Origin of the sequence: Propionispora sp. 2/2-37 (genome assembly GCF_001298735.1) — a bacterium.
Taxonomy (GTDB): Bacteria; Bacillota; Negativicutes; order Propionisporales; family Propionisporaceae; genus Propionispora.
In genome coordinates, this window is the sequence record NZ_CYSP01000027.1 from 1 (window position 1) to 21,177 (window position 21,177).

Below are 21,177 nucleotides of genomic sequence, written 5' to 3' on the forward strand. Positions count from 1 at the left end.
CCTACCATTATAAAAGCTCGTGCCGGAGTACCTTTTCCTGAACTAATAGCGTGTATTGGCATGTTAATTGTGTATGAGGCCTTGCGGGAAGCAGGCATTAGAATGCCCAGGGTAATTGGTTCGGCTGTCAGTATTGTTGGTGCGCTGGTGCTGGGACAAGCTGCTGTTGAAGCAGGGCTTGTAAGCACGCCGACAGTAGTTATTATAGGTTTTACGGCCATAGCATCATTGACGGTATCTTCGCCGGAAATGAATATGTCACTGATATTTCCCCGCTTTATTTTCTTGATCTTAGGCGGAACCTTAGGTTTGTTGGGCATTGCCAATGGTATGATGATATTTATTATGTCTTTAATCGCTAAGCGGTCATTTGGGGTGCCGTACATGGGGCCGCTGGCTCCTTTAAGTGTAAATGAGCTGCCGGATGTACTGGTAAGGACACCGTTAAAAAATATGGTTAACAGGCCAAAGCTTATTACCTGGCGGCAATCCCTGCGGAGAAAAATATGAAGCGGCTTATCCTATTTGTTCTGATAGGGATTCTTTTGTTTTTTACAACCGGCTGCGGAGCTAAAAGTGAGATTGAAAATCTGGGCATAGTTGTGGCCATGGGGATTGATACTACACCTGCAGGGAATTACTTGCTATCTCTACAAATACTAAAGGCGCAGAGAGAGTCGGCAGGGGGGATGGGCGGTCAAAAAGGCGGAAAGCCGGCAACCCCCAGCGATGTTGAATTTTTAACCGTTTCTGGTGACACCATATACAGTGCCTTGGATAATCTGTCTACACAACTTGGCAAAAAGATTCATTTATCACATATTAATTTTGTCGTTATCAGCGAAAAAGTTGCAAAATCAGGTGTAGCTAGTATTATTGATGCTGGAATAAGATCGCATCAGTTTAGGACTAACCGGCCTATCCTGGTTACGAAAGGTGAGGCCGCCAAGATCATATCGGCGGTCCCCCCTGAAGATCCGATTCCGGCTAACGCAGTTAAAAACATATTGGCGCAGCAAGAACGTTATGGCTATTCAGCTATCGTTACATATCTGGATTTTGCCAATTCTTTGGCCAGTAAAACGGCGTCGCCGATAGCAGGAGTGATTGATCTTTCAAAAACCGAACAGGGTGATGAAGTACTGAAAGTGGAAGGAATTGCAGTATTTAGCAAGGACAAACTGATCGGTTATTTGGATGGTGAAGAGACCCGGGGTATGCAGTGGCTAAAAGGTAAGGTCAAAGATGGAAGCATTGTAATCGCTTCACCGGATAATGGCAAAATTACGTTAAGAGTTACCCAGGCAAATAGCAGGATAAAGCCGGTAATCCATCATAATAAACCGGCAATACAGGCAACTATAAAGGCAGATGGCTATCTCAGAAGTATGAAAGGCCAGTTGGACCCGATGAAAGAGCCGGACATATTAAACGCATTGGACGAATTACAGAATGCACTAATAAAAAAAGAAATTAACCAAGCTTTATATGCTGCCCAGAAAAAGTTTAAGGCAGATATATTTGAGTTTGGTGATGCAATTCACAGAGACTATCCTGAGCAATGGAAAAATATTGAGGAAAGCTGGAATGAGGTTTTTCCTGATCTCGATATCGAGGTAAAGGTCGATTCTCATATACACCGGCCGGGTATGATATCCAAACCGTTATATTAACAGGAGGCTATATGGTTGAAAACCCAAATATCAGCTTATCAGCTGTTTGCTACCATGCTGCTATTCGCATATGGCAGCGCTTCACTCTTTTTCCTTACTCCTGATGCAAAACAAGATGCATGGCTGACGATTCTTTTATATATTCCAGTGGGTATCATTTTACAGTTTTTGTATACAGAACTGTTTTATCAATATCCTGACGATACCTTAATTACGTACCTGCCCAAAATTTTCGGACGGTTGCTTGGCTATCCATTAAGCGTTATATATATTCTTTATTTTACCTATATAGCGGCACGGGTGCTGCGGGATTTTTCCGAACTTATCCTTATGGCAACTATGCCCGAATTGTCATTACTGCTTGTTGCCAGCGTATTTATGACTGCTTTTGCCTACGGCGCGTTTGCAGGAATTGAAAATATTTCCCGGGCAGCGCAAATAACCCTGCCAATTATTTTATTTATATTTTTTTTAATCATGATTGCTCTGTATGCGACACCGGAGGTAGTAAAATTTCGCAATCTAAAGCCGGTTCTGGAAAATGGCATAGTATCTGTCATGAAAGCCGGTTTGCTGCTGGCAACTTTCCCTTATGGTGAACCGGTTACCTTTTCCATGATCTACCGATCTGTTAACGAGCCAGATAAAGTACGAAAAACGGCAGTTCTTGCCATAATCAGCCTGGGGGCCATTCTTTCTATGAATACGATTATGATTATTGTTACACTGGGAATAAACTTTGCGACAACATCGCAATTTCCTCTTTATGAATCTATGCGTCTGATCAAGCTAGGCGGGATTTTTGATAAATTGGATATACTGATCATCGTGATGCTGTCCATAGTCGGTTCCATGAAGGTATGTGTGTTTACCTATGCGGCTATGCTTGGGACAACCCAATTGATGAAGTGGAATGATCCGAAATATCTGGCGATACCTTTTGGTATCGGTATTTTGATTCTTTCCATTCTGATCGCTCCTAATTATCCGGAGCATATTCGGATAGGACTTAAATGGACACCGGTATATATTCATTTACCGTTAATCATAATTGTGCCGTCACTAGCATTGATCGTGCATTATATAAAAAAAGCATTGCGATCACTGAATTGACCTGAGTTCCCTTCATAGCCTTTCGTACAGACGTTGGAGCAGCAATATAGAGCGCATGACGCAAAAATGGTGAGCCCCGTTTAGGAGAGTTTTTTCTATACAGATACTTTAGCCGTACTGTTGTTTTTCCTGGTAAGCAAAGTAGCGCTGGTGACCGCCGTAAAAGGCGCAACGGTAATTAAGCCGAAACTTCCAATCATAGTATTTAAGATTTCGGCTGCAATATAATTTAAGTTCAATATATTCATCACCGGCGTTCCCTGAGCCACAAAGACCATCAGCAAGCCGATGTATCCGCCGGAGTAGGCCAATAGCAAAGTAGTGCTCATGGTTCCAAGAACACTACGGCCAACGTTCAGTCCTGCTTTCATAGCTGCTGCTTTACTAATGGCAGGATTTGCTTCAATCACTTCATAGACTGCCGAGGTAATATCTACTGCAATATCCATTACCGCCCCCGATGAAGCAATAAAAATGCTGGCGATAAATATTTCCGTCAGATTAAGTTGAAACCCGGTATACAAGAGGCTCTCGGAATAGTCCATAACAGCACCGTGAATTTTCGACATTCTGATGAAAATAATGGCCAATAGCGCCGTCAGACCGGTGCCTAACAGCGCTCCCATTATTGCAGCAATGAATCTCTTGTCAAAACCATATACCAATAGGATAATGACTGTTGTCAGCATGGCTGTAATCAAAAGACCGCATAAAATCGGCTGGTATCCTGCCAGCAAAAATGGAATCAGCATTTTCCAAATGCAAAGAATGGTAAATAAAAAAGCTAAAATAGCCCGCACGCCAATCCAACCGGCCAATACAATCAGCAGCAGCATAAATGCACCTACCAGAAACACCTGATAATTAAGCCGGTAATGATCTACCATTGATATTTTATAGACGCCCTGGCCTTGGACTCCGCCCACTGTAACCAGAGCAATATCCCCCGCCTGATACTGTTTATCAGCCCCCAAAGAACCTGACAGCATATTCATGGCTTCGGCAACCGTTCCTTTATAACTGCCATCCAGCAGTTCAACCATACACTGCTGTTCGCCATACGCAACAATACCGGCTCTTTGGATACCGCTATTGTTTACTGACAGCACACGGGCTTTCGAAGTTTCGAACTGCTTGTATACGGGATTTACAAAGCGATCCGGTAGCATGAGCAATACAAGAACTGACAGCAAAACCACGGCTGTCGGTATAAATGATTTTGAAGCAACACACTTGTTATAATATTTTCTTATCATGTCCAACCTCGCAATAGCAATATATAAGTTACGCCTGCCTTCTTTCAATAAGAAAGGCGGCAGGCGCATAATCCATTAGTGCAATCCTACAAGGGATTTAATTCTCTTGCTAATGTCGGTATTATCATAGAATCCATTGAATACATCCTGACCTGCCCCCAAAGCATATACGGCAACAGGGAGGCCGGTATGAGCAGTTGATGTCCAGCCAAGTCCTGAACGGCTATTCAAAATACGGGTAATGACAATTTGGAAAGGCTCATGGTCATACATGCTATACGTAGTTTTGTATTCCTTATCGCGATGACGTTGATTGTATGGAACCATACTTACGGTATAAGCTTCACGCAACTGCTCAACTTCCTTAGAAGTCAAAACCAAAGACTGATCCTTCATGCCGGCAACATCAGGATCGCTGGGCAGAACCAGGCCAAACAGACTCTTAACATCGGCCATTGCCGTTTCGAAAGGAACATGGTTGTCGCGATATTGTTTTACATATTCATCAGCGAACTTTTTAAACGACAGCCTTTGATTTTGGAGCAAATAGAGATAGGTGTCATATTGCGTTCCGTTGTAGCCCATTGTGAAGCCGCCTGTTTCATGATCGCCTGTCACAAGAATGAGCGTTTCCTTTGGATGCTTCCGGGCAAAGGCCACTGCTACATTAACGGCATTTTCCAGGTCTTTCACTTCCTGAATCGTTGTATAAGCGTCATTGGCATGGCACGACCAGTCAATTTTGCCGCCTTCAGCCATAATAAAGAAACTGTTCTTTTCGCCTAAAACATCAATGGCTTTTTGCACATAGTCTGCAAGCGCCAAATCGCTGTGATCACGATCAATATTATAATTGATGGCCACATCTCCAGGGTTGTCCAAAACGGGATTAATGGCAATTGTTTTGCCTGAACGGGAATTCAAAGCTTTTATGTCTTCATACGTATTGGCTACATGATAACCGGCTTGTTTTGCCAAATCGAGCAAGTGCGTTTGATTTTTTTCCTTACCGGTAGGTTCTTTAAAGCCGCCGCCGCCAAAAAAATCAAAGTTGCTTGCTATCAAATCCAGTCCAATTTCATAAAAACTGTTCCGGTTGGGAAGGTGCGCATAAAAACCCGCCGGTGTCGCATGATCAAGCGAAACACTTGTCACAATACCAATCTTATAGCCTGCTCGTGACTTTAACTGTTCCGCAATCGATACAACGCGATGGTTATAAGGGTCAACGCCAAGTGCGCCGTCCAGGGTCTTTACGCTGCAGGCGATGGCTGTCGCCGCTGAAGCCGAGTCGGTAATAAACTTTGAAGCATCATAGGTTGTGGCGGCGCCAACAACAGGAAAGCTAACAAAGGAAGGCATGTTGGCCTGAGGAATATTCTCGCGCGTAGGCTTGGCCAGGGTTCCGACAAAATTATTGTCAACAGTTCCATTATAATGGCCCAATGCCGTGGCCTGGGGGAAACTCATGCCGTCACCGATAAATAAGAAAATATATTTCGGTTTTACGCCTGTGTGATCTACATTCGTTTCAGCAATATTGGATATCTCATAAGCAGTCTTATTGTCGGATTGTGCAGTTGTTGTTGACGAGTATCCTGCAATAAAGCTAATACAGAGAAAGAATGCTAAGAAAACAGCCATTAACTGCAAAGGTAAACGTCTCTTTTTAAACATAAACTCTATCCTCCTTAAAGATGGCTCAGCTCACTATCTGGCTGAAAGTTGATATTGCCTGATCTTAATGAGCCTTCCACCTCCTTGTCCAGTTACTTGGCAAGCACAACTTACCATCAGACAGCCGAATACCCAATTGCATTCAAATGAAAAAGCCAAGTGGACCGATTCACTTGGTTTTAATTTAGAATAAATAACAAATAATGGAAATTCATATATCTGATTTTTATTATAATACATACTGTTTTTATTTAAAAGTCTTTATTTTCAAAATATTAACAATATTAGGTTGCTTCGGCTAATAATAATTAAAAGTCATCCCTTATGAAGAGATTTAAGATAACCAAGAGCTTCTTACCCGGATTGCCATACACGCTTGACAGCATAGTACTGAACTGTGGTAGCAGAGGTTCGCGGTAAAACCATATGTCTAGCCAAATTCAGGTTCCTTCACACACATAAGCAATCCGTGACATACCAATGACTTCGCCACGATCATTTAATGCATTTGCCTGAAAATACGGCCCATCTGAATTAACACAAATATCTGTCTCAAATCCGGTGCGAGGAGTGCATTCTACCATCAGGGACAATCTATCAGGTGTTGGACCGGCTAGTACTTGCCAAGCAACAGTTTCCGTTGAACCGTTCCATGAAGCATAAACAATTGTTGCATCTTCATATAACGGATCTATAGCAATACTGGGGGGGTAAAGCGGTAACCCTACCCATTTATTCTTAAACGCTCTGTAAGAAATATTTTGATTAGGAAACTGCATATCATATAAAAAGTTCACTGAAGGATCTTCTTCCGTATTGCCTGCATAGGCAAACTCAGAAAGATATGATTCCTGTCCCCAGCCGATAAATTGATTTCCATTCGATAGTTTTTGCACATTCCCCTGACTGGGAACGATTAGATTTGGATAATGATAGTATGTTCGATCTACTTTTGCAGTCATGTTTTTAAAATTAAGCTGAAGGATTAAACCGCGGGCCGGACCCTCAGCTGGAGAGTCTGGAGAAGCACAACAAGCATCATCAAATAAACTGATTCTATTTCCAGGCCTATGACGCGCATCATGTTGCCAGGAAAATGCAGCGTTTGGACCAAAAGCAAAATCACTTTGCTTTCCGCCTAGCTGCCAGATTATATGCCCCGTTTCTTTATCAATATTATAAATGGCCCACATATTACGCATGCTGATTAATAGTGTATTGTTCGGTCCCTCTTCAACGGAATTCACGTGAAAACAGTCCCAAATATTATTGCTGTTTGTTGCAGATGATGCGGGTATTATCGAGTCGGCCGGATCGACATGAGCAAGTACGTTCCAGAAGAAAAGAAGTTCGCCAGTCTCAAGATCAACTTCTTGAATGGAGTAATTATCAAAATAGCCATCTGCTGGGCCTCCATAGGGTGTTAGATCTGCCGGCACTTGTTTTACGGCAGTAAACAAAGCAGTATTCCGTTTGGTAATAGTAAACTCATGGACATCGGCAGTGTATCCTTTTTGGGCGATGAGTTTTTTAATAACTTTATAATTCTGATTTATAATTTGGAAGTAAGCGCCAGGCTCCGGATCTCCTGCTGGAAGATCAGGATCTGCAGATTGAGTTCCGGATATTGTCCCTTGCCACATGGTAAGAACTGGTTTGCCTTTGTATACTTGCACTCTGAAGTCCGTATTTTGTTTATATATACTATTAAGCGGTCTAAACCAGACTGGGTTACCACAATGATCCATGATCAGTGCACCTGTTTGCCCAATCATAGTTGCTTCATAGGAAGTATAGGGAGAAACGAATATTAGTCCGGAAGCGGTTCCGGATTTATTTACGTTTACAGTAACCTTCATGGGATGCAAAGCGGGGGCCGAAACAAAGTTCCACACTTGTGGGCTATCTATGAATATGTGTGATGACATTCTTGATTTATCCATTTCCCATTGTCATCTCCTAAGATCGTTATAAATGGTAACGTAAAAAAAGAATTGTATAGTAAAATATATTGAATTAATCTCAAATTGGTTACACTTAGGGGCGAGAAAATAGCATAAGGCGGGATTAATAGATTACGCAAGGGTTGTGAATTTTGTATGAATCGGCAGGTGTTTCTTAATTGGATAAAGAATAATCTCCAATAAAGCCGGGTGGCAATTAAAATGGGGGAGGATAAACAGTAATGAAAAAATGTGAGTGGGAGCTGTTGGATCATTGGATAGTAGAAGACCATAAGCATAGGATTGTTTTTAAACCGCGAACAACGAGGGCACATCTTGTCGATATCACCATAGAATCCGGTAATATTGATGCACTAATAGCTGAAGTGTTAAACGCTCACTGGACCACTCAGGAACTTATGTCTTATTTAGATGATATTGCCACAAGAAGCAGGCATTCATTGCATTGAATGCCTGCTTCGTATTTGTGGTTGTATTGGATATTAGGCTAATAGCTGGTATACACTGATGAGCATTAATAAAGAGCCGGAGATGGTAGTGGCATATTTTCCGATGATTACGGAGGCATATTTTTGTCCCCAATAATGTCCCAGACTGACGGTTAGAAGGCTGAGTGCGCTAACAAGGGCGGATTCCACCAGCGGAGACAGGCCGGAAATGCCGACGGCAAAACCGCCGGCTATAGCATTCAGAGAAAGCGCAAAGCCAAGTAAGAGCGCTTCACGGCAGCAGACATCTTTCGATGTATCCATATCCACCTTTTCCGGGTGGCGCAATATTTCCACAGGACCGATATAGATTTTTGTGCCGAATAACTGTAAATCCATGATCGGTTGTTTTTCTTTAAAAGCGTCTATGACTGGCTGGAGGCAGATCCATAGTCCCATGGAAAATAGCAAGGCGGCGCTGGCGACTGCGCCTGCCCGGGGGGAGGCATATGCGCTGAAAGCTATGCCGGCCTGGGAGGCAAGCCATGTAACGGCAAACGAGGTGACGGCGATGACTCCGTTTGCCGTGCAGGATATTTTAATATTTCGCAGTCCGTAGGTGATGCCTACCCCAAGATTATCAAGATTAGCTGCAAAAGCGACAAAAAAGGCCCATGAAATATTTTGTAGCAAAAAACTCTCCCCCTTATGACAATTCAACCTATAGTATGAAGTATTCAAGGAGAAATCTTACTCGGTTTTATTCGATTTTAAGATGTAGATTATTCCATAAGACAGCAAAGTAAATTTACACAGCCTTTACGTTTATTTAACCCTTAGTTAAAAACATTGGTGTATAATATAATCAGGGAAAATATGAACCAGTAGAGGGGAAAGTGCTGTGAAGACTTTGTCAGGACGACGTATACGCCCATTGTTAGCAGGTTCCACCATGATTCGGACAAAAGTTTCTTATGAGCACTTGGCTAGCTATATAGCGGAAAAACGCAGGAGTATTGAGGAAAAAGAGCTTGCGTCACGGATTGCCGCCTGTAAAGAAAAAGTCAGCCAATCTATAAACAGAAATTTGGAGGCTTGTCAGCAAGCCTTCCCAGGCTATACGTTGCAGTTACTTACCGGACAGTATGATTATCAGACGGTTCTTCAATTCATACTTAAAGATTTGAGAGTCGGTGAATTGGCAAAGTCGGTCAGTGCTTTCGTGTCGGCCGATATGCAAGACTATTTCGGATGTTCTGCTCCCAGCCTTGAAAAAGAATTTTCCATTAATACCCGAAGCCTTCTTCCGCCGGCATATACCGGTCAGGTATTGCAGGAATATGTCAATACGTTTCGCTTTACAAAGGCTATGGGGAAGGCCGTTAATAAAGTCTGCCGCAAAAGCCTGGCGCAGGTTGGCCTGCCCTGGGCGCTGCAACGATTAGCCAAGCGGGTGGATTTTGGAGCCTTGTTATTAAGAGAGTTTCATTGCCGGCCGGAAAGCCAGAAACATAGGTTGCAGAAACAGGTCCAGGCTTGCATTCATGGTGTGTTGAGCCATTTGGCTGTTCAGCTAAAGCAGCAGTACCACGAAGCTATCGTTCGAGTCTTTTATCAGTTTTATGATGAACAGGGTGAGAAGGATTTCGCATTGGCTTCGTTCAGTAAGTACCAATATTCAAACCGGAGAAAGCGGAAAAAACAAAATGACTTATATGAGATTCAGCGTGCGGTATGATGATAAAAATCATACCGCTTTTTTTATTGTAGATTCCTGAGCGCCGCATAACATGGAGTAAACTGGGTAATATTATCTTGTACATTGTTATCCTAGCGTAGAAAGGTCAGGTCATCATGCCGGCGTTTGAATCGAAAACAGAACAAAGAGAAAGACGGGAAACACGTCCTCATGTACGGAGCGCACGGAAAAGCCGCGGACAGCGCATGCGGGAACGGATTGCAGAAACAACTAACGCAGAATCAGCGGAAGGACTGGATCAGGTTTTTGAAGCTAAGTTGGCAGCGGTTAGTACCTATGAGCGTAAATTAGCCGCAATCACCGATCCTTATGCCCGGAGCGTTTTGCAGGATATGATCCGTCAGGAACGCCGGGAATTAATGCAGCTTACGGAATTAGCCGATCTGGTAGAGCAAAGTCCGGATATGAACAGCTTTACCCGGGCACGCCGGAGGCTGGGGCACCGGATGAAAATGAAAACCGGGCAAAATCCGGCCTTCTGGATAGGAACGGCGGCACTGGGCATATTGCTGCTGCCGAGCGTGAGGGAGAAACTGCGGCCGCTGGCCATTAAGACGGTGCAGGGCATTATGGGTTTGTCGGAACAGGCCCAGGGTTTGTTTAGTGGTGTCCGGGAAGATCTGGAGGATATCGTCAGTGAAGCCCAGTTCGAGCAATTTAAGCAATCCATTGATGGTGCCATAAACGATGAAACGGCGCCGGAGCCTACAGAACCTACACCTTAACAGGAGGAACGAGATGGCGGATGTAAAAGTTTTGCGGGAAAAAGTATTGGGCATTACTAAGGAATTAAGAGAGGCTGTTGACGTAAGCATTGAATTGCGCAAGCAATCACCTGAGGATAAAGAAGAAGTGATTGTCATCTGGGAATCCTTTTTAAAAGACTTTTTTGGCTATGTCAAACAACGAAGTAAAGAGGCAAAAGATAATTTACTTTCCGGTATATCGTGGACGCGCTTGAAGTTGTTTTGAACAACAGTAAGGACAAGCCTTACTGTTGTTCATTTTAGTCGTCATTAATTTCTGGTTTCCATGCTTTCTTTCCAACGCAGCAACAATCAAATTCATGGCCGAATAAGGGTGGTAGAATTGGAAGCAACGACAGGAAAATACAGATTGATACCGGGTCGCCTGAGAATTGAGGTCAGGGGACTTTACCGGAATTTTGTTTTGGCTAAATTGCTAAAGGAGTGTTTACCATCGGTGGCGGGTATTCGTGAGGTTACGGCAAACCCGCTCACCGGGCGGATGCTGGTGTTATATGACGAGACGGCTGTTGATTTTTCGAAAATAAAAGCTAAAATAGATAAACTTGTCAATACATATCATAAATTGGAAACGTTCCGCTCCGAAGCGGCGGTTTCACGGCAGACTGCAGCGGCATCCGTCCCTGAACCGGCAACGGAGGGAAATTCCCGTGCCGGATTGTATGCTTTGACAACAGGCGGTGTTTTAGCCGCTATCCTGGCCAAGCGGTTAACGGTGGGGCGATCCCCCCTGGCTTCTTCGCCGCATGTATTTAACCTGGTCGCTCTTACGACGATTATATCGGGATATCCTTTATTCCGTAGTGGTTTGCGAACCTTGATACGGCATAAGCGAGTCAATCATGACATGGTTATTTTTATAGCCTCTTTGATTATGCTGGCTATGAGAGAAAGTCTAACAAGTTTATCCATTCTGTGGATTGTTCACCTGGCTAATTTTTTTCAATTGGTGATTCAGACAAGATCCCGTGCTCACATCGAAAAAATCATACAGCAAAAGCAACAGGAATTGTTTCGCCTGGAGGCCGATCGCCGTCAGAGGATACAGGCGCACGATATCAAGACTGGCGATGTGCTGGCGTTGCATTCCGGAGAAACGGTCCCTGTTGACGGGCAGGTCATTGCCGGTCAGGCTGGAATCAACCGGACTGCGGTAAGCGGTTCGTGCCTGCCCTGTTTGGTTTCAACGGGGGATACGGTTAGTGCCGGTTCCTTAATCGAAACCGGATCAATCCAGCTGCAAGTACTCAATATAGATAATACGCCGTATTTGCCGTTGGAATACAATGCGGTGAAGTATGACCGCCTTTGGCACATTAGTGACCGTTATGTAAATAAAGTCATGTGGTGGAGCTTAACCCTTGCCGGCCTTATTTTTCTGTTTACCAGGGATGTTTCCCGCAGTGTAGCGGTATTGCTTGCCGGATCGCCTGCAGCCATCTCGCTGGCAAGAAATTCGGCGGCAGGTGCGGCTATTGCGCAAGCAGCCGGAGAGAATATCTATGTGAAAGAGCCCAGGGCCCTGGAGGCAGCAGGGGAAGCCGATACGGTTGTCTTCGACAAAACAGGCACACTTACCGATGCCGTTCCACGCATCAGTGATATTGCCGCAGTCGGTGCCCTGAGTGAGGAAGAGGTTTTACGTTTGGCGGCTGCGGCAGGGCAAAAGGAGTGCCATCCTTATGGCCGCATATTGCTGGCGGAAGCAAAAAGAAGAGAAATTCACATCCCGGCGGCTAGAAGCCGGTTAATTCCCGGCATGGGAGTTTGCGCAGACATAACGGGTAAACACGTTGCTGTTGGCAATCAGGCATTCATGAGGAAGGAACGAATTCTGCTAAGCGGGGTAAAAGCCCGGAGTACCCGTATGGAATTAAACGGCAGCACGGTTATCTATGTCGCGGTCGACCAAAAACTTTGCGGACTGATTGCCGTTAAGGACAGGGTCAAGACAGCAAGTTTTGAGAGTGTGGCCGCCTTACGCTGTATGGGAATCGAAAATATTGCGCTGCTAACGGGCGATACGGCTGCTACAGCTGAAACGGCTGCGGCAGCTCTTGCGATTCCCTGTACCTACGGGGAGGTGCTGCCGCATGAAAAAGCAAGGATTATCCAACAGTTAAAACAGCATCATTATAAAGTCATTATGGTCGGCGACGGCATAAATGACTCTCAGGCCTTACAGGCCAGCCATGTAGGAATCGCTATGGGAAAAATCGGCGCCGGACCCAGTCTCAAAAAGGCCGATATTGTCATCGGTGACGACGATCCTGTAAAAATAGCAAAAACAGTGGTTTTGGGAAAACGTTTAAATGAAGTGGTTAAACAAAATATTGCCTTAGCCGCCGGGCTAAATATCATCGGAATTGCCTTAGCCGCCGTCCGGTTTATTTCACCGCTGACGGCGGGACTGCTGGCCAATATCAGTACGCTGGGGGTAGTGCTCAATTCGGGCCGCTTATTGACATCCGGGAAAAGGGCGTTAACTGCCAATACAATGGATTTGCAGCGTTTTGCAACGAATGAATCTTCTGTTCGGCACATGGTCAGAAGTGACGCAGAAAATCTTCCGGCAGACTCGAAGGACTGGTATTGTCTGAGTCCGGAACAGGTTTGCGAAGAACTGGGTACCTCGGATAAATGGGGAATTCGTGAGCAGGATGTGGAGTTACGGCGTTTGCATTACGGCTATAACCTGCTGGCGGCGCAACGGAAGCCCTCTTTTTGGCGGCAACTGCTGGATCAGTTTAAAGATTTTATGGTCCAGGTCCTGATTGGCGCAGCGGGGTTAAGTTTTGTGCTGGGTAAAAGAAAAGATGCCATGCTGACGATAGGGATTATCGCCGCAAATGCCTTTTTAGGGGTTGCTCAGGAACGAAAGGCCGGTCAGTCGCTGGAGGCTCTGCAGGAATTAGCCGCGCCGCAGGCCAGGGTGGTCCGTGCCGGCCGGCAGGTAAAGGTTAATGCGTCCGCCCTGGTTCCCGGTGATATTATCTTCCTGGAAGCCGGAGACCGGATACCGGCTGATGCCCGGTTATTACGCGGTGTCCATTTTGAAGTGGAAGAAGCGTCCTTAACCGGAGAGACCATTCCGGTAAAAAAACAGTATCAGGGAATTGAGAAAGGGCAGGTTGCCCTGGGGGACAAAAAAAATATGGTGTTCATGGGAACCACCGTCACCCGGGGACGGGCAACCGCCGTAGTCATTGCTACCGGTATGCAAACGGAAATGGGGAAGATTGCCGCCTTGATCGGGGAGCAGAAAGAAGAGGCCACCCCTTTGCAACGCCGCCTGGAAGAATTAGGGAAGTATCTGGTGTATGGCTGTTTAGCGGTGTCCGGATTAGTCTTTTTAGCAGGCATCTTGCGGGGCGAACGAATGATCAATATGTTGCAAACAGCGGCCAGTCTGGCCGTAGCAGCCATACCGGAAGGTCTTTCGGCCATCGTTCTTATTGCATTGGCTATGGGCGTGCAGCGGATGAGTAAACGCAATATTATTGTCCGCAGGCTTTCCTCTATTGAGAATTTGGGGTCGGCCACCGTTATCTGTTCTGATAAGACAGGGACGCTTACGCAAAATCAAATGACGGTGCGCGAAGTATATTCACCGGCAGGCCACTGGTCGGTCAGCGGAGAAGGGTATAATCCAACCGGTAAGTTTAGCGATGAAAATCAATTGGTGAAACCCAATCATTTGTTAAAGAAAATAGCAACCATTGCTACACTGTGTAATAACGCGAAGCTGATGCGACCGGAACAAATGACGGACCGTAAAGTGGTACCGTTAAAGCCTTGTGCCAAAACCGGCTGGACGATTGATGGCGATCCAACCGAGGGCGCTCTCCTGGCTTTGGCGGCCAAGGCCGGGATAAATATTGAACAATTCGCACAAACCCATTGCCGTATTGTGGAATATCCCTTTGAGTCGGAGCGCTGTATGATGTCGGTGTTGTGTACGGATAGCAGTAAGCAGGTCTCGCTTTACTCCAAAGGAGCGCCTGACAGGATTCTCAGCCTTTGTACCCACTACACCGACGGTGAACATATGTATCCGCTTGATGAAGAAATAAAGAAAAAAATTGAGCAGGCTAACGATACAATGGCAGCAAAGGCGCTGAGAGTATTGGCCTGTGCTTACCGTCCCATGGAGGGAGAATATAAAGAAACCGATACGGTAGCGGAGGACAATTTAATTTTCTGTGGACTGGTGGGCATGATCGACCCGCCGCGGCCGGAAGTTCCGGAAGCGATTGCCAAGTGCCGCCGTGCAGGGGTCAAAGTAGTCATGATTACCGGAGATCACCCGAGTACAGCCAGGGCCATCGGCCTGGAACTGGGGCTTTTAAAGGATAACGGACGCATTATTACAGGCTTGGAAATGGATAACATGACAGATGAGGAATTAGCTGAAGCGGCCCAGACTGCCTGCATATTCGCAAGGACTACTCCCCACCATAAAATGCGGATCATCAAAGCATTTAGGAGCCGGGGGGAAGTGGTTGCCATGACCGGTGACGGAGTGAATGATGCTCCGGCCGTTAAGGCTGCTGATATTGGTATTGCCATGGGTATAACCGGCACGGATGTCACCAAAGAGGCCGCCTGCATGACACTGGCCGACGACAATTTTGCAACCATAGTGAGAGCCATGGAAGAAGGCCGCTCGATCTATAATAACATCCGTAAAGCCATACGCTATCTGGTGGCCACAAACATCGGCGAGGTAATTCTCATGTTTTTAGCTGCTGTGTTAGGAATGCCGTTGCCGTTGATCCCGATACAACTCTTGTGGATTAACCTTGTAGGTGACGGATTGCCGGCAGTGGCGCTGGTCAACGATCCGCCTCCTGCCAATATCATGGAACAAGCTCCCCAGTCAAGCAGCGATAGTGTATTTGCCCATGGCCTGGGCAAAAAAGTCCTGAGCAGGGGATTGATTATTGGCATTAGCAGCTTGTTGCTGTATAGCTGGAAATTGCGCCGCAGCGGCAATATACTGCTTTCCCGCACTTTAATCCTGGCACAATTGGCCATCAGCCAGTTTATTCATATCTTTGACTGTCGTATTGAAAAAGGTATGAGTAAGACGGAATTTCTGAGCAACAAATGGTTATTCGCTTCGGTTGCTCTATCCATGCTAATGATTATCGGAGCCATTCATCTACCTGTATTGCAGCCGGTGTTCGGCACGGTATCACTAACTGCAGGGGAATGGGGGTTGGCATTGATCGTTTCGGCCATGACCTCGATAGTTGATTTTTGGCTGTTAAAGCAAACGGAGAAGGTAAGAGTGAGAAGGCCGCAGGCTATGATGGTTAGTGAGGGTATGTAAAAATTAAACAGGCAGCAGTTATTCCGGATGGTTATCACCTCTTTGCTCATACTATCGGTAAGGAGGTGATTTTATGTACTGGCTACTGGCGCGCCCGGCAATCGGTTGGGGAGCGTTTTTTCTGGTTCATGCTATTGCCGTGCCTTTTGTATACGGTGTAGGCAAAACATGTGCGATGAAAAAAGACCATTTAAAGAACGAAGAGGAAGGAGTTTAAAAGGAACAGGGCTTTCACCCGGGAAGAGTGATAAGCCCTGTTCTTTTTTCTTCAATCTTTATGCCGGTTATGAGGACGGGAATTTTCCAAATCGGTATCTAAAGAACCGTGTGGTGAATTATTGGAGTCTTCATCAGCAAAGGCATCATCTTCGCCATCCCTGTCCTCTAGGTTGGCCCTGGCTTCTTCGACAACGTCTTTGAAATTTCGCCGTAGCCGTTTGGCTTTATCCGACAGTGCCAAGGCGCCTGCAGTGGTGGCTACCACAACCCGGCGACTTTGGTTTTTGACGGTATCTTTGATACAGTCAACGGTTTCCGAGAAAGTTTCCTGTGGTGAGTCGCTATAGTCTCTGGCTTCTGAAACAATATCGGCGGTACTTTCTTTAATTCTGTCTCCTACTTCTTTAACACTATCGGCAAGTGCTAAAGCCCCTCTGGTGGTCATGACGGCAGCAGAACGGAGACCCCGCCTGACAGGTGGAAACGCAATCGCAATTACGGCACCGGTTGCTAATAAGGTCAAGGGAGAACTATTGTTGAGAAATCTTGTTCCCAAACGCATAAAATTCATGTTTTATTCCTCCTTTATGTATTAGTCATTCCCAAGAAACATGATTGGTATGTAAAGCGCTAATGACGTTTATGCAGGGGATTTTGTAATATTTTAGCACAGCAAATATTCAATAAAAGAAGGCTGATTTAAATTGTTTTTGGATCGGCCTTTCGTTGCTTTAACGATACAGAGAGAACATAGTGAATAAATTGCCACTATGTTCTGACAATGATTGTCCTTGTTATTCAAATGGCTTGACTATAGAATAAAAACAAATCAAACCTTATAAGGAGATTTTTTACCACATGGTTCTTAACGCGCGCAGACAAGAACTAATCAAATTATTAGAAACAAATGCTTACCATGTTTCGCTGACCATTGACCAGATTTCCGGCATTCTGGGGGTCAGCCGGCGGACGGTCCGGTATGATTTAGATATCATTGGTGACGAACTCAGAAAAAAAGGGTTGATTCTGTGCAAAAAGGCCAATAAGGGAATCTGGGTGGAGCCTGTTGATGCGGGGCAGTCAACCGTAAAAGCGTCCCACTTGCCGGAATACCGCGAATATGTATTGTCCAAAAAGGAACGGTGCCATGCCGTCATCGTCAATATGCTGAATTGCCAGACGGAGCTTTCGCTGGAGCAATTGGCAGACAAGCTGGTTGTCAGCCGCAGCACTTTGATGGCCGATTTGGAAGCTGTGAGGGAGTACCTGGAAAAACACAATTTGTCTCTTTGTTCCAAGCGGGGGCTGGGTTTATGGATACAGGGGGAGGAAGAGGATGTTCGCAAGGTTTTGATCAGTATTTTTGCTACCTGCATGCATGATTTTGACGGGTCGCAGTATATCAGCGAAGATGCCTGCCCTTATGAAGCCATTTTGTTTCGCGAATATGCGCAGGATGTGCCGGTGAAAGAAATAGCCCGGTATGTTATTGAGGTAATAGAGGAAAATCATTTGCCCTATAATGATTTTTCGATCAATTATCTGGTTCTTTCTTTAACCGTGCAGTTAAAACGCCTAACCATGGAAAAACAGATAACCAAATTATCCGGTCATATCTTTGATGATTATGGCAGTGCTTTTTTAAACCGGTTGTCGAGTAAAATAGCAACACATTTTTCCCGGTACCACGAATATTTTCGCAATAGTTTGGAAGTTGCTTTTATTACGTTTCAGTTGTTATGCAGCAAAATATCCTTTTTGTCACAGCTAGAGGAACGGCAAAAAGAAACGGCTACCCAATTGGCTTTTCATTTGGCGGAGACCTTCGTTAAAAGCTGCCAGACCTGGCTGGGCGATATCTATTCGGATGATGAGGAACTGATGTATGGACTGGCGCTGCATTTGCAGCCGGCCATACAGCGTGCCAGGTACGGTATTCAATTGACCAATCCTATGCTGCCGCAAATCAGGGACCGGTACAGGGAACTATTTATGATTGCGGAAAATGCAGTTAAGGAAATCGAAGAACGCTTAGGCACCCGGCTTTCAGAGGATGAGATCGGCTATTTAACCATTCATTTAGGCGGCGCCATTGAAAGGAAAAAAATAAGAGAGCTAAAAAAGCTGAAGGTTTTGTTAATTTGCGGCAATGGGATCGGTACGGCGAAATTATTATCCATCACCCTGAAAAACCGCATGCCGTATCTGGATATTGCCAGAGTAGTTTCGGTATACGAATGGAAACAGCAGGATTTAGCCCATTTTGATCTGGTAATTAGTACGGTGCCCCTGAAAATGAAAGACAAAGCCATACTGCATGTTTCTCCCATTTTATCGGAGGCGGAAATCGCCGTGATAGAGAATCAGATTCAGTATTTTTACAATAAAAAATTTACACCGGTTGAGGGCGCCGGGGCAAAAAAAGGCCTGCTGGATTTAAAAGATGTGCTGCTGCCGGAAGTCATTGAACTGGATGTGCGGGTAGACAATTGGGAAGAAGCCATTCGGGCTGCCGGGAAGCTACTAGTGAAGATAGATGCGGTGGAAGAAGCTTATGTTGACAGTATGGTAGCTTGTGTAAACAATATGGGGCCGTACATTGTCATTGGTCCGGGGATCGCGATGCCGCATTCACGGCCGGAAGACGGGGTGAAAAAAATCTGCCTGAGTATGGTTAAGCTGGCCAACGCGGTTCCCTTCGGCAGTCTGAAAAATGATCCTGTGGATTTGGTAGTTGCCTTCGGTGCGGTGGACAGCGACTCTCATTTCCAGGTTCTGTCCGAATTATGGCAAATTTTCAGTGATCCCTCAGCTATGCAGCGGTTGCGTGACAGCAGGGACAAGCAGGAAGTATTGGCTTTGATAGCGCAATATTCAGTGCGTGTTGACGAGTAAGGAAAAATTCTATGAAGAGGGTTTAGCTGATGTTATCTAAGTTTTTCAAACCGGAAGTAATCCGGCTCAACGTGGAATGCAACTGCTGGCAGGATGCGATTAAAGCAGGGACCGATTTGTTGCTGCATAAGAATTATGTGGAGAAGCGGTATCTGGATGCCATTATCCGTAATCATAAAGAGCTTGGCCCCTATATGGTTATTTCTCCGGGAATTATGTTAGCGCATGCCCGGCCGGAAAATGGGGTGTTAACACTGTCGTTAAGCCTGATTACCTTAAAAGAGGGGATGGTTTTTGGCAATGAAACCAACGATCCGGTGAAACTGATCATCACCCTGGCGGCAACAGATCAAAAGTCTCACCTGGCTTTGCTTGCTGAATTGATGGAATTGTTGATGAATCCCGAAGATGTGAAAAACATTATTGCCGCCAAAAAAAAGGAAGAGGTTATAGCAATTATTGACCGCTATTCAAAATGAGAATAATGAATGGATCGGAGGGAAAGAAAAATGAAAATATTGGTATGCTGCGGCAGTGGTCTGGGCAGTAGCTTTATGATTGAAATGAATATAAAGAAGATATTGAAAGAAATGAATGTGGCGGCAACGGTGGATCATAGCGATTTATCTTCCGCATCGGGCATCAAAGCCGATATTTACGTGGGAACCCGTGATATTGCCAGCCAATTGACATCATTGGGAGGAAAGGTAGTTTCTCTCAATAGCATGATCGATATGAAGGAGTTGAAAGAGAAGCTGGCGGCGGCTATGCAAGCGTAAAAAACATAATAAAGGATGGGGAGAGGCAAGATGTTAAAGTTTATCCTTGATATTCTTAGTGTTCCGGCCATATTGGTTGGCCTTATTTCCATGGTTGGGCTGATTGCGCAAAAGAAAAGCGGTCCGGAAGTTATCAAAGGGTCGGTTAAGACCATTCTTGGTTTTTTAATTCTAGGTGGCGGTACCGGGATTGTTGTTGGAGCATTATCCAGTTTTGGAGCGATGTTTCACTATGGCTTTGGTATTAACGGTGTTCTTCCCCACAACGAGGCCATAGTGGCCATGGCGTTGAAAACGTTTGGAACACAGACCGCGCTGATTATGGCCTTTGGTATGGTAGTAAATATTTTGATCGCCCGCTTTACTCCGCTTAAATATATATTTTTAACCGGACATCATACGTTGTATATGGCTTGCATGATTGCCGCTATTTTGGTCGTAGGCGGCATGAACGGGATCGCCCTGGTTGTTGTTGGCTCTTTGGTACTGGGTTTTATCATGGCCCTGTTTCCGGCGCTGGCCCAGCCGACTATGCGGAAGATTACCGGTTCGAACGATGTCGCTTTCGGACACTTTAGTACCGTCGGGTATGTACTGTCCGCCTGGGTGGGATCTTTGGTTGGCAACAAAGAAAAATCTACTGAAGATATCCATTTCCCGCAAGGTCTTAGTTTTTTAAGGGATTCTTCCCTGGCTATTTCGTTAGTTATGGCGGTATTGTATCTGATTGTAGCGCTTGCCTGCGGTCAGGCTTATGTGGAGAAAGAAATCAGCAATGGTCAAAACTTTATTGTCTTTGCCATTATTCAGGCAATCACCTTTGCCGGCGGGGTGTATGTTATTTTGGCCGGTGTACGGTTGGTTCTGGCGGAAATTGTGCCGGCCTTTACCGGTATAGCTACCAGCCTTGTCCCTGATGCCAAACCGGCACTGGATTGTCCGGTGGTTTATCCTTATGCGCCGAATGCGGTACTGATCGGTTTTTTATCGAGTTTTGCCGGCGGCATTGTAGGGATGATTGCTTTGCTCATTATGGATAAGTCGATGCCGGGGCTGCCGATCATTTTACCGGGTGTGGTACCGCACTTTTTTTGCGGGGCGACGGCAGGGGTATTCGGTAATGCGACAGGCGGCATCCGGGGAGCAGTCTTTGGCGCTTTTGCCCAGGGGTTGTTGATTACGTTCCTGCCGGTGCTGCTGATGCCGGTTCTGGGGGATTTAGGGTTCGCCAATACTACGTTTAGTGATGCCGATTTTGGAGTGGTAGGCATTGTATTAGGCAATATTTTAAAATTATTTGTACAATAACAGG

18 protein-coding genes are annotated in these 21,177 nt (G+C 45.4%); 13 read left to right on the plus strand and 5 right to left on the minus strand.

The window, feature by feature from the left end:
* The 3 genes from P22_RS19220 to P22_RS19230 form a co-directional block, all read left to right on the plus strand.
* On the plus strand, positions 1–510 hold a 510-nt coding region (locus P22_RS19220; RefSeq protein WP_172675882.1), incomplete at its 5' end, for a spore germination protein.
* Complete coding sequence (locus P22_RS19225; RefSeq protein WP_054261852.1) at positions 507–1,673, plus strand: Ger(x)C family spore germination protein; 1,167 nt, start codon at positions 507–509, stop codon at positions 1,671–1,673. The genes P22_RS19220 and P22_RS19225, both read left to right, overlap by 4 nt.
* A 15-nt stretch (positions 1,674–1,688) precedes the next feature.
* Complete coding sequence (locus P22_RS19230; RefSeq protein ID WP_054261853.1) at positions 1,689–2,786, plus strand: GerAB/ArcD/ProY family transporter; 1,098 nt, start codon at positions 1,689–1,691, stop codon at positions 2,784–2,786.
* Between the two features lie 95 nt (positions 2,787–2,881).
* On the opposite strand, the gene P22_RS19235 is transcribed toward P22_RS19230, so the two are convergent.
* The 3 genes from P22_RS19235 to P22_RS19245 all read right to left on the minus strand — a co-directional run bounded on the left by P22_RS19235 (position 2,882) and on the right by P22_RS19245 (position 7,662).
* Entirely contained in the window at positions 2,882–4,042 is a 1,161-nt protein-coding gene (locus P22_RS19235; RefSeq protein WP_054261874.1) for a YibE/F family protein, read from the minus strand.
* A 75-nt stretch (positions 4,043–4,117) separates the two neighbouring features.
* Complete coding sequence (locus P22_RS19240; RefSeq protein ID WP_054261854.1) at positions 4,118–5,719, minus strand: alkaline phosphatase; 1,602 nt, start codon at positions 5,717–5,719, stop codon at positions 4,118–4,120.
* A 440-nt stretch (positions 5,720–6,159) separates the two neighbouring features.
* Positions 6,160–7,662, minus strand: a complete 1,503-nt coding sequence (locus tag P22_RS19245; RefSeq protein WP_054261855.1) for an arylsulfotransferase family protein — start codon at positions 7,660–7,662, stop codon at positions 6,160–6,162.
* 242 nt (positions 7,663–7,904) lie between these two features.
* On the opposite strand from P22_RS19245, the gene P22_RS19250 reads away from it, so the two are divergent.
* Complete coding sequence (locus tag P22_RS19250; RefSeq protein ID WP_054261856.1) at positions 7,905–8,132, plus strand: SAM-dependent methyltransferase; 228 nt, start codon at positions 7,905–7,907, stop codon at positions 8,130–8,132.
* A 33-nt stretch (positions 8,133–8,165) separates the two neighbouring features.
* Here the strand turns inward: P22_RS19250 and P22_RS19255 are convergent, their stop codons facing one another.
* Positions 8,166–8,804, minus strand: coding sequence for a manganese efflux pump (locus tag P22_RS19255; RefSeq protein ID WP_054261857.1), 639 nt, complete (start codon positions 8,802–8,804; stop codon positions 8,166–8,168).
* A gap of 259 nt (positions 8,805–9,063) precedes the next feature.
* Between P22_RS19255 and P22_RS19260 the strand changes: the two genes are divergently transcribed.
* The 5 genes from P22_RS19260 to P22_RS20825 all read left to right on the plus strand — a co-directional run bounded on the left by P22_RS19260 (position 9,064) and on the right by P22_RS20825 (position 16,189).
* Positions 9,064–9,849: a hypothetical protein gene (locus P22_RS19260; protein ID WP_054261858.1), complete on the plus strand. Its 786-nt coding sequence runs from the start codon at positions 9,064–9,066 to the stop codon at positions 9,847–9,849.
* 116 nt (positions 9,850–9,965) lie between these two features.
* Positions 9,966–10,595 (plus strand): hypothetical protein, encoded by a 630-nt coding sequence (locus P22_RS19265; RefSeq protein ID WP_156319065.1) that lies wholly within the window; start codon positions 9,966–9,968, stop codon positions 10,593–10,595.
* A gap of 13 nt (positions 10,596–10,608) precedes the next feature.
* A complete protein-coding gene (locus P22_RS19270) occupies positions 10,609–10,842 on the plus strand; it encodes a hypothetical protein (RefSeq protein WP_054261859.1) in 234 nt (77 codons plus the stop codon).
* A 117-nt stretch (positions 10,843–10,959) separates the two neighbouring features.
* Positions 10,960–15,972 carry a cation-translocating P-type ATPase gene (locus tag P22_RS21505; protein WP_172675883.1) on the plus strand — a complete coding sequence of 1,671 codons (5,013 nt, stop codon included), beginning with the start codon at positions 10,960–10,962 and terminating at the stop codon, positions 15,970–15,972.
* Positions 15,973–16,045: 73 nt separating this feature from the next.
* A complete protein-coding gene (locus P22_RS20825; protein WP_156319066.1) occupies positions 16,046–16,189 on the plus strand; it encodes a hypothetical protein in 144 nt (47 codons plus the stop codon).
* Positions 16,190–16,240: 51 nt separating this feature from the next.
* Here the strand turns inward: P22_RS20825 and P22_RS19280 are convergent, their stop codons facing one another.
* Positions 16,241–16,762 (minus strand): hypothetical protein, encoded by a 522-nt coding sequence (locus P22_RS19280; protein ID WP_054261860.1) that lies wholly within the window; start codon positions 16,760–16,762, stop codon positions 16,241–16,243.
* A gap of 287 nt (positions 16,763–17,049) precedes the next feature.
* On the opposite strand from P22_RS19280, the gene P22_RS19285 reads away from it, so the two are divergent.
* Genes P22_RS19285 through P22_RS19300 form a run of 4 tightly spaced genes read left to right on the plus strand, consistent with a single transcriptional unit; the run spans position 17,050 to position 21,173 of the window.
* Positions 17,050–19,086 carry a BglG family transcription antiterminator gene (locus P22_RS19285; RefSeq protein ID WP_054261861.1) on the plus strand — a complete coding sequence of 679 codons (2,037 nt, stop codon included), beginning with the start codon at positions 17,050–17,052 and terminating at the stop codon, positions 19,084–19,086.
* Positions 19,087–19,115: 29 nt separating this feature from the next.
* Positions 19,116–19,565: a PTS sugar transporter subunit IIA gene (locus tag P22_RS19290; protein ID WP_054261862.1), complete on the plus strand. Its 450-nt coding sequence runs from the start codon at positions 19,116–19,118 to the stop codon at positions 19,563–19,565.
* A 30-nt stretch (positions 19,566–19,595) separates the two neighbouring features.
* Positions 19,596–19,865 (plus strand): PTS sugar transporter subunit IIB, encoded by a 270-nt coding sequence (locus P22_RS19295; RefSeq protein WP_054261863.1) that lies wholly within the window; start codon positions 19,596–19,598, stop codon positions 19,863–19,865.
* A 30-nt stretch (positions 19,866–19,895) separates the two neighbouring features.
* Positions 19,896–21,173 carry a PTS ascorbate transporter subunit IIC gene (locus P22_RS19300; RefSeq protein ID WP_054261864.1) on the plus strand — a complete coding sequence of 426 codons (1,278 nt, stop codon included), beginning with the start codon at positions 19,896–19,898 and terminating at the stop codon, positions 21,171–21,173.
* Positions 21,174–21,177: the final 4 nt, after the last annotated feature.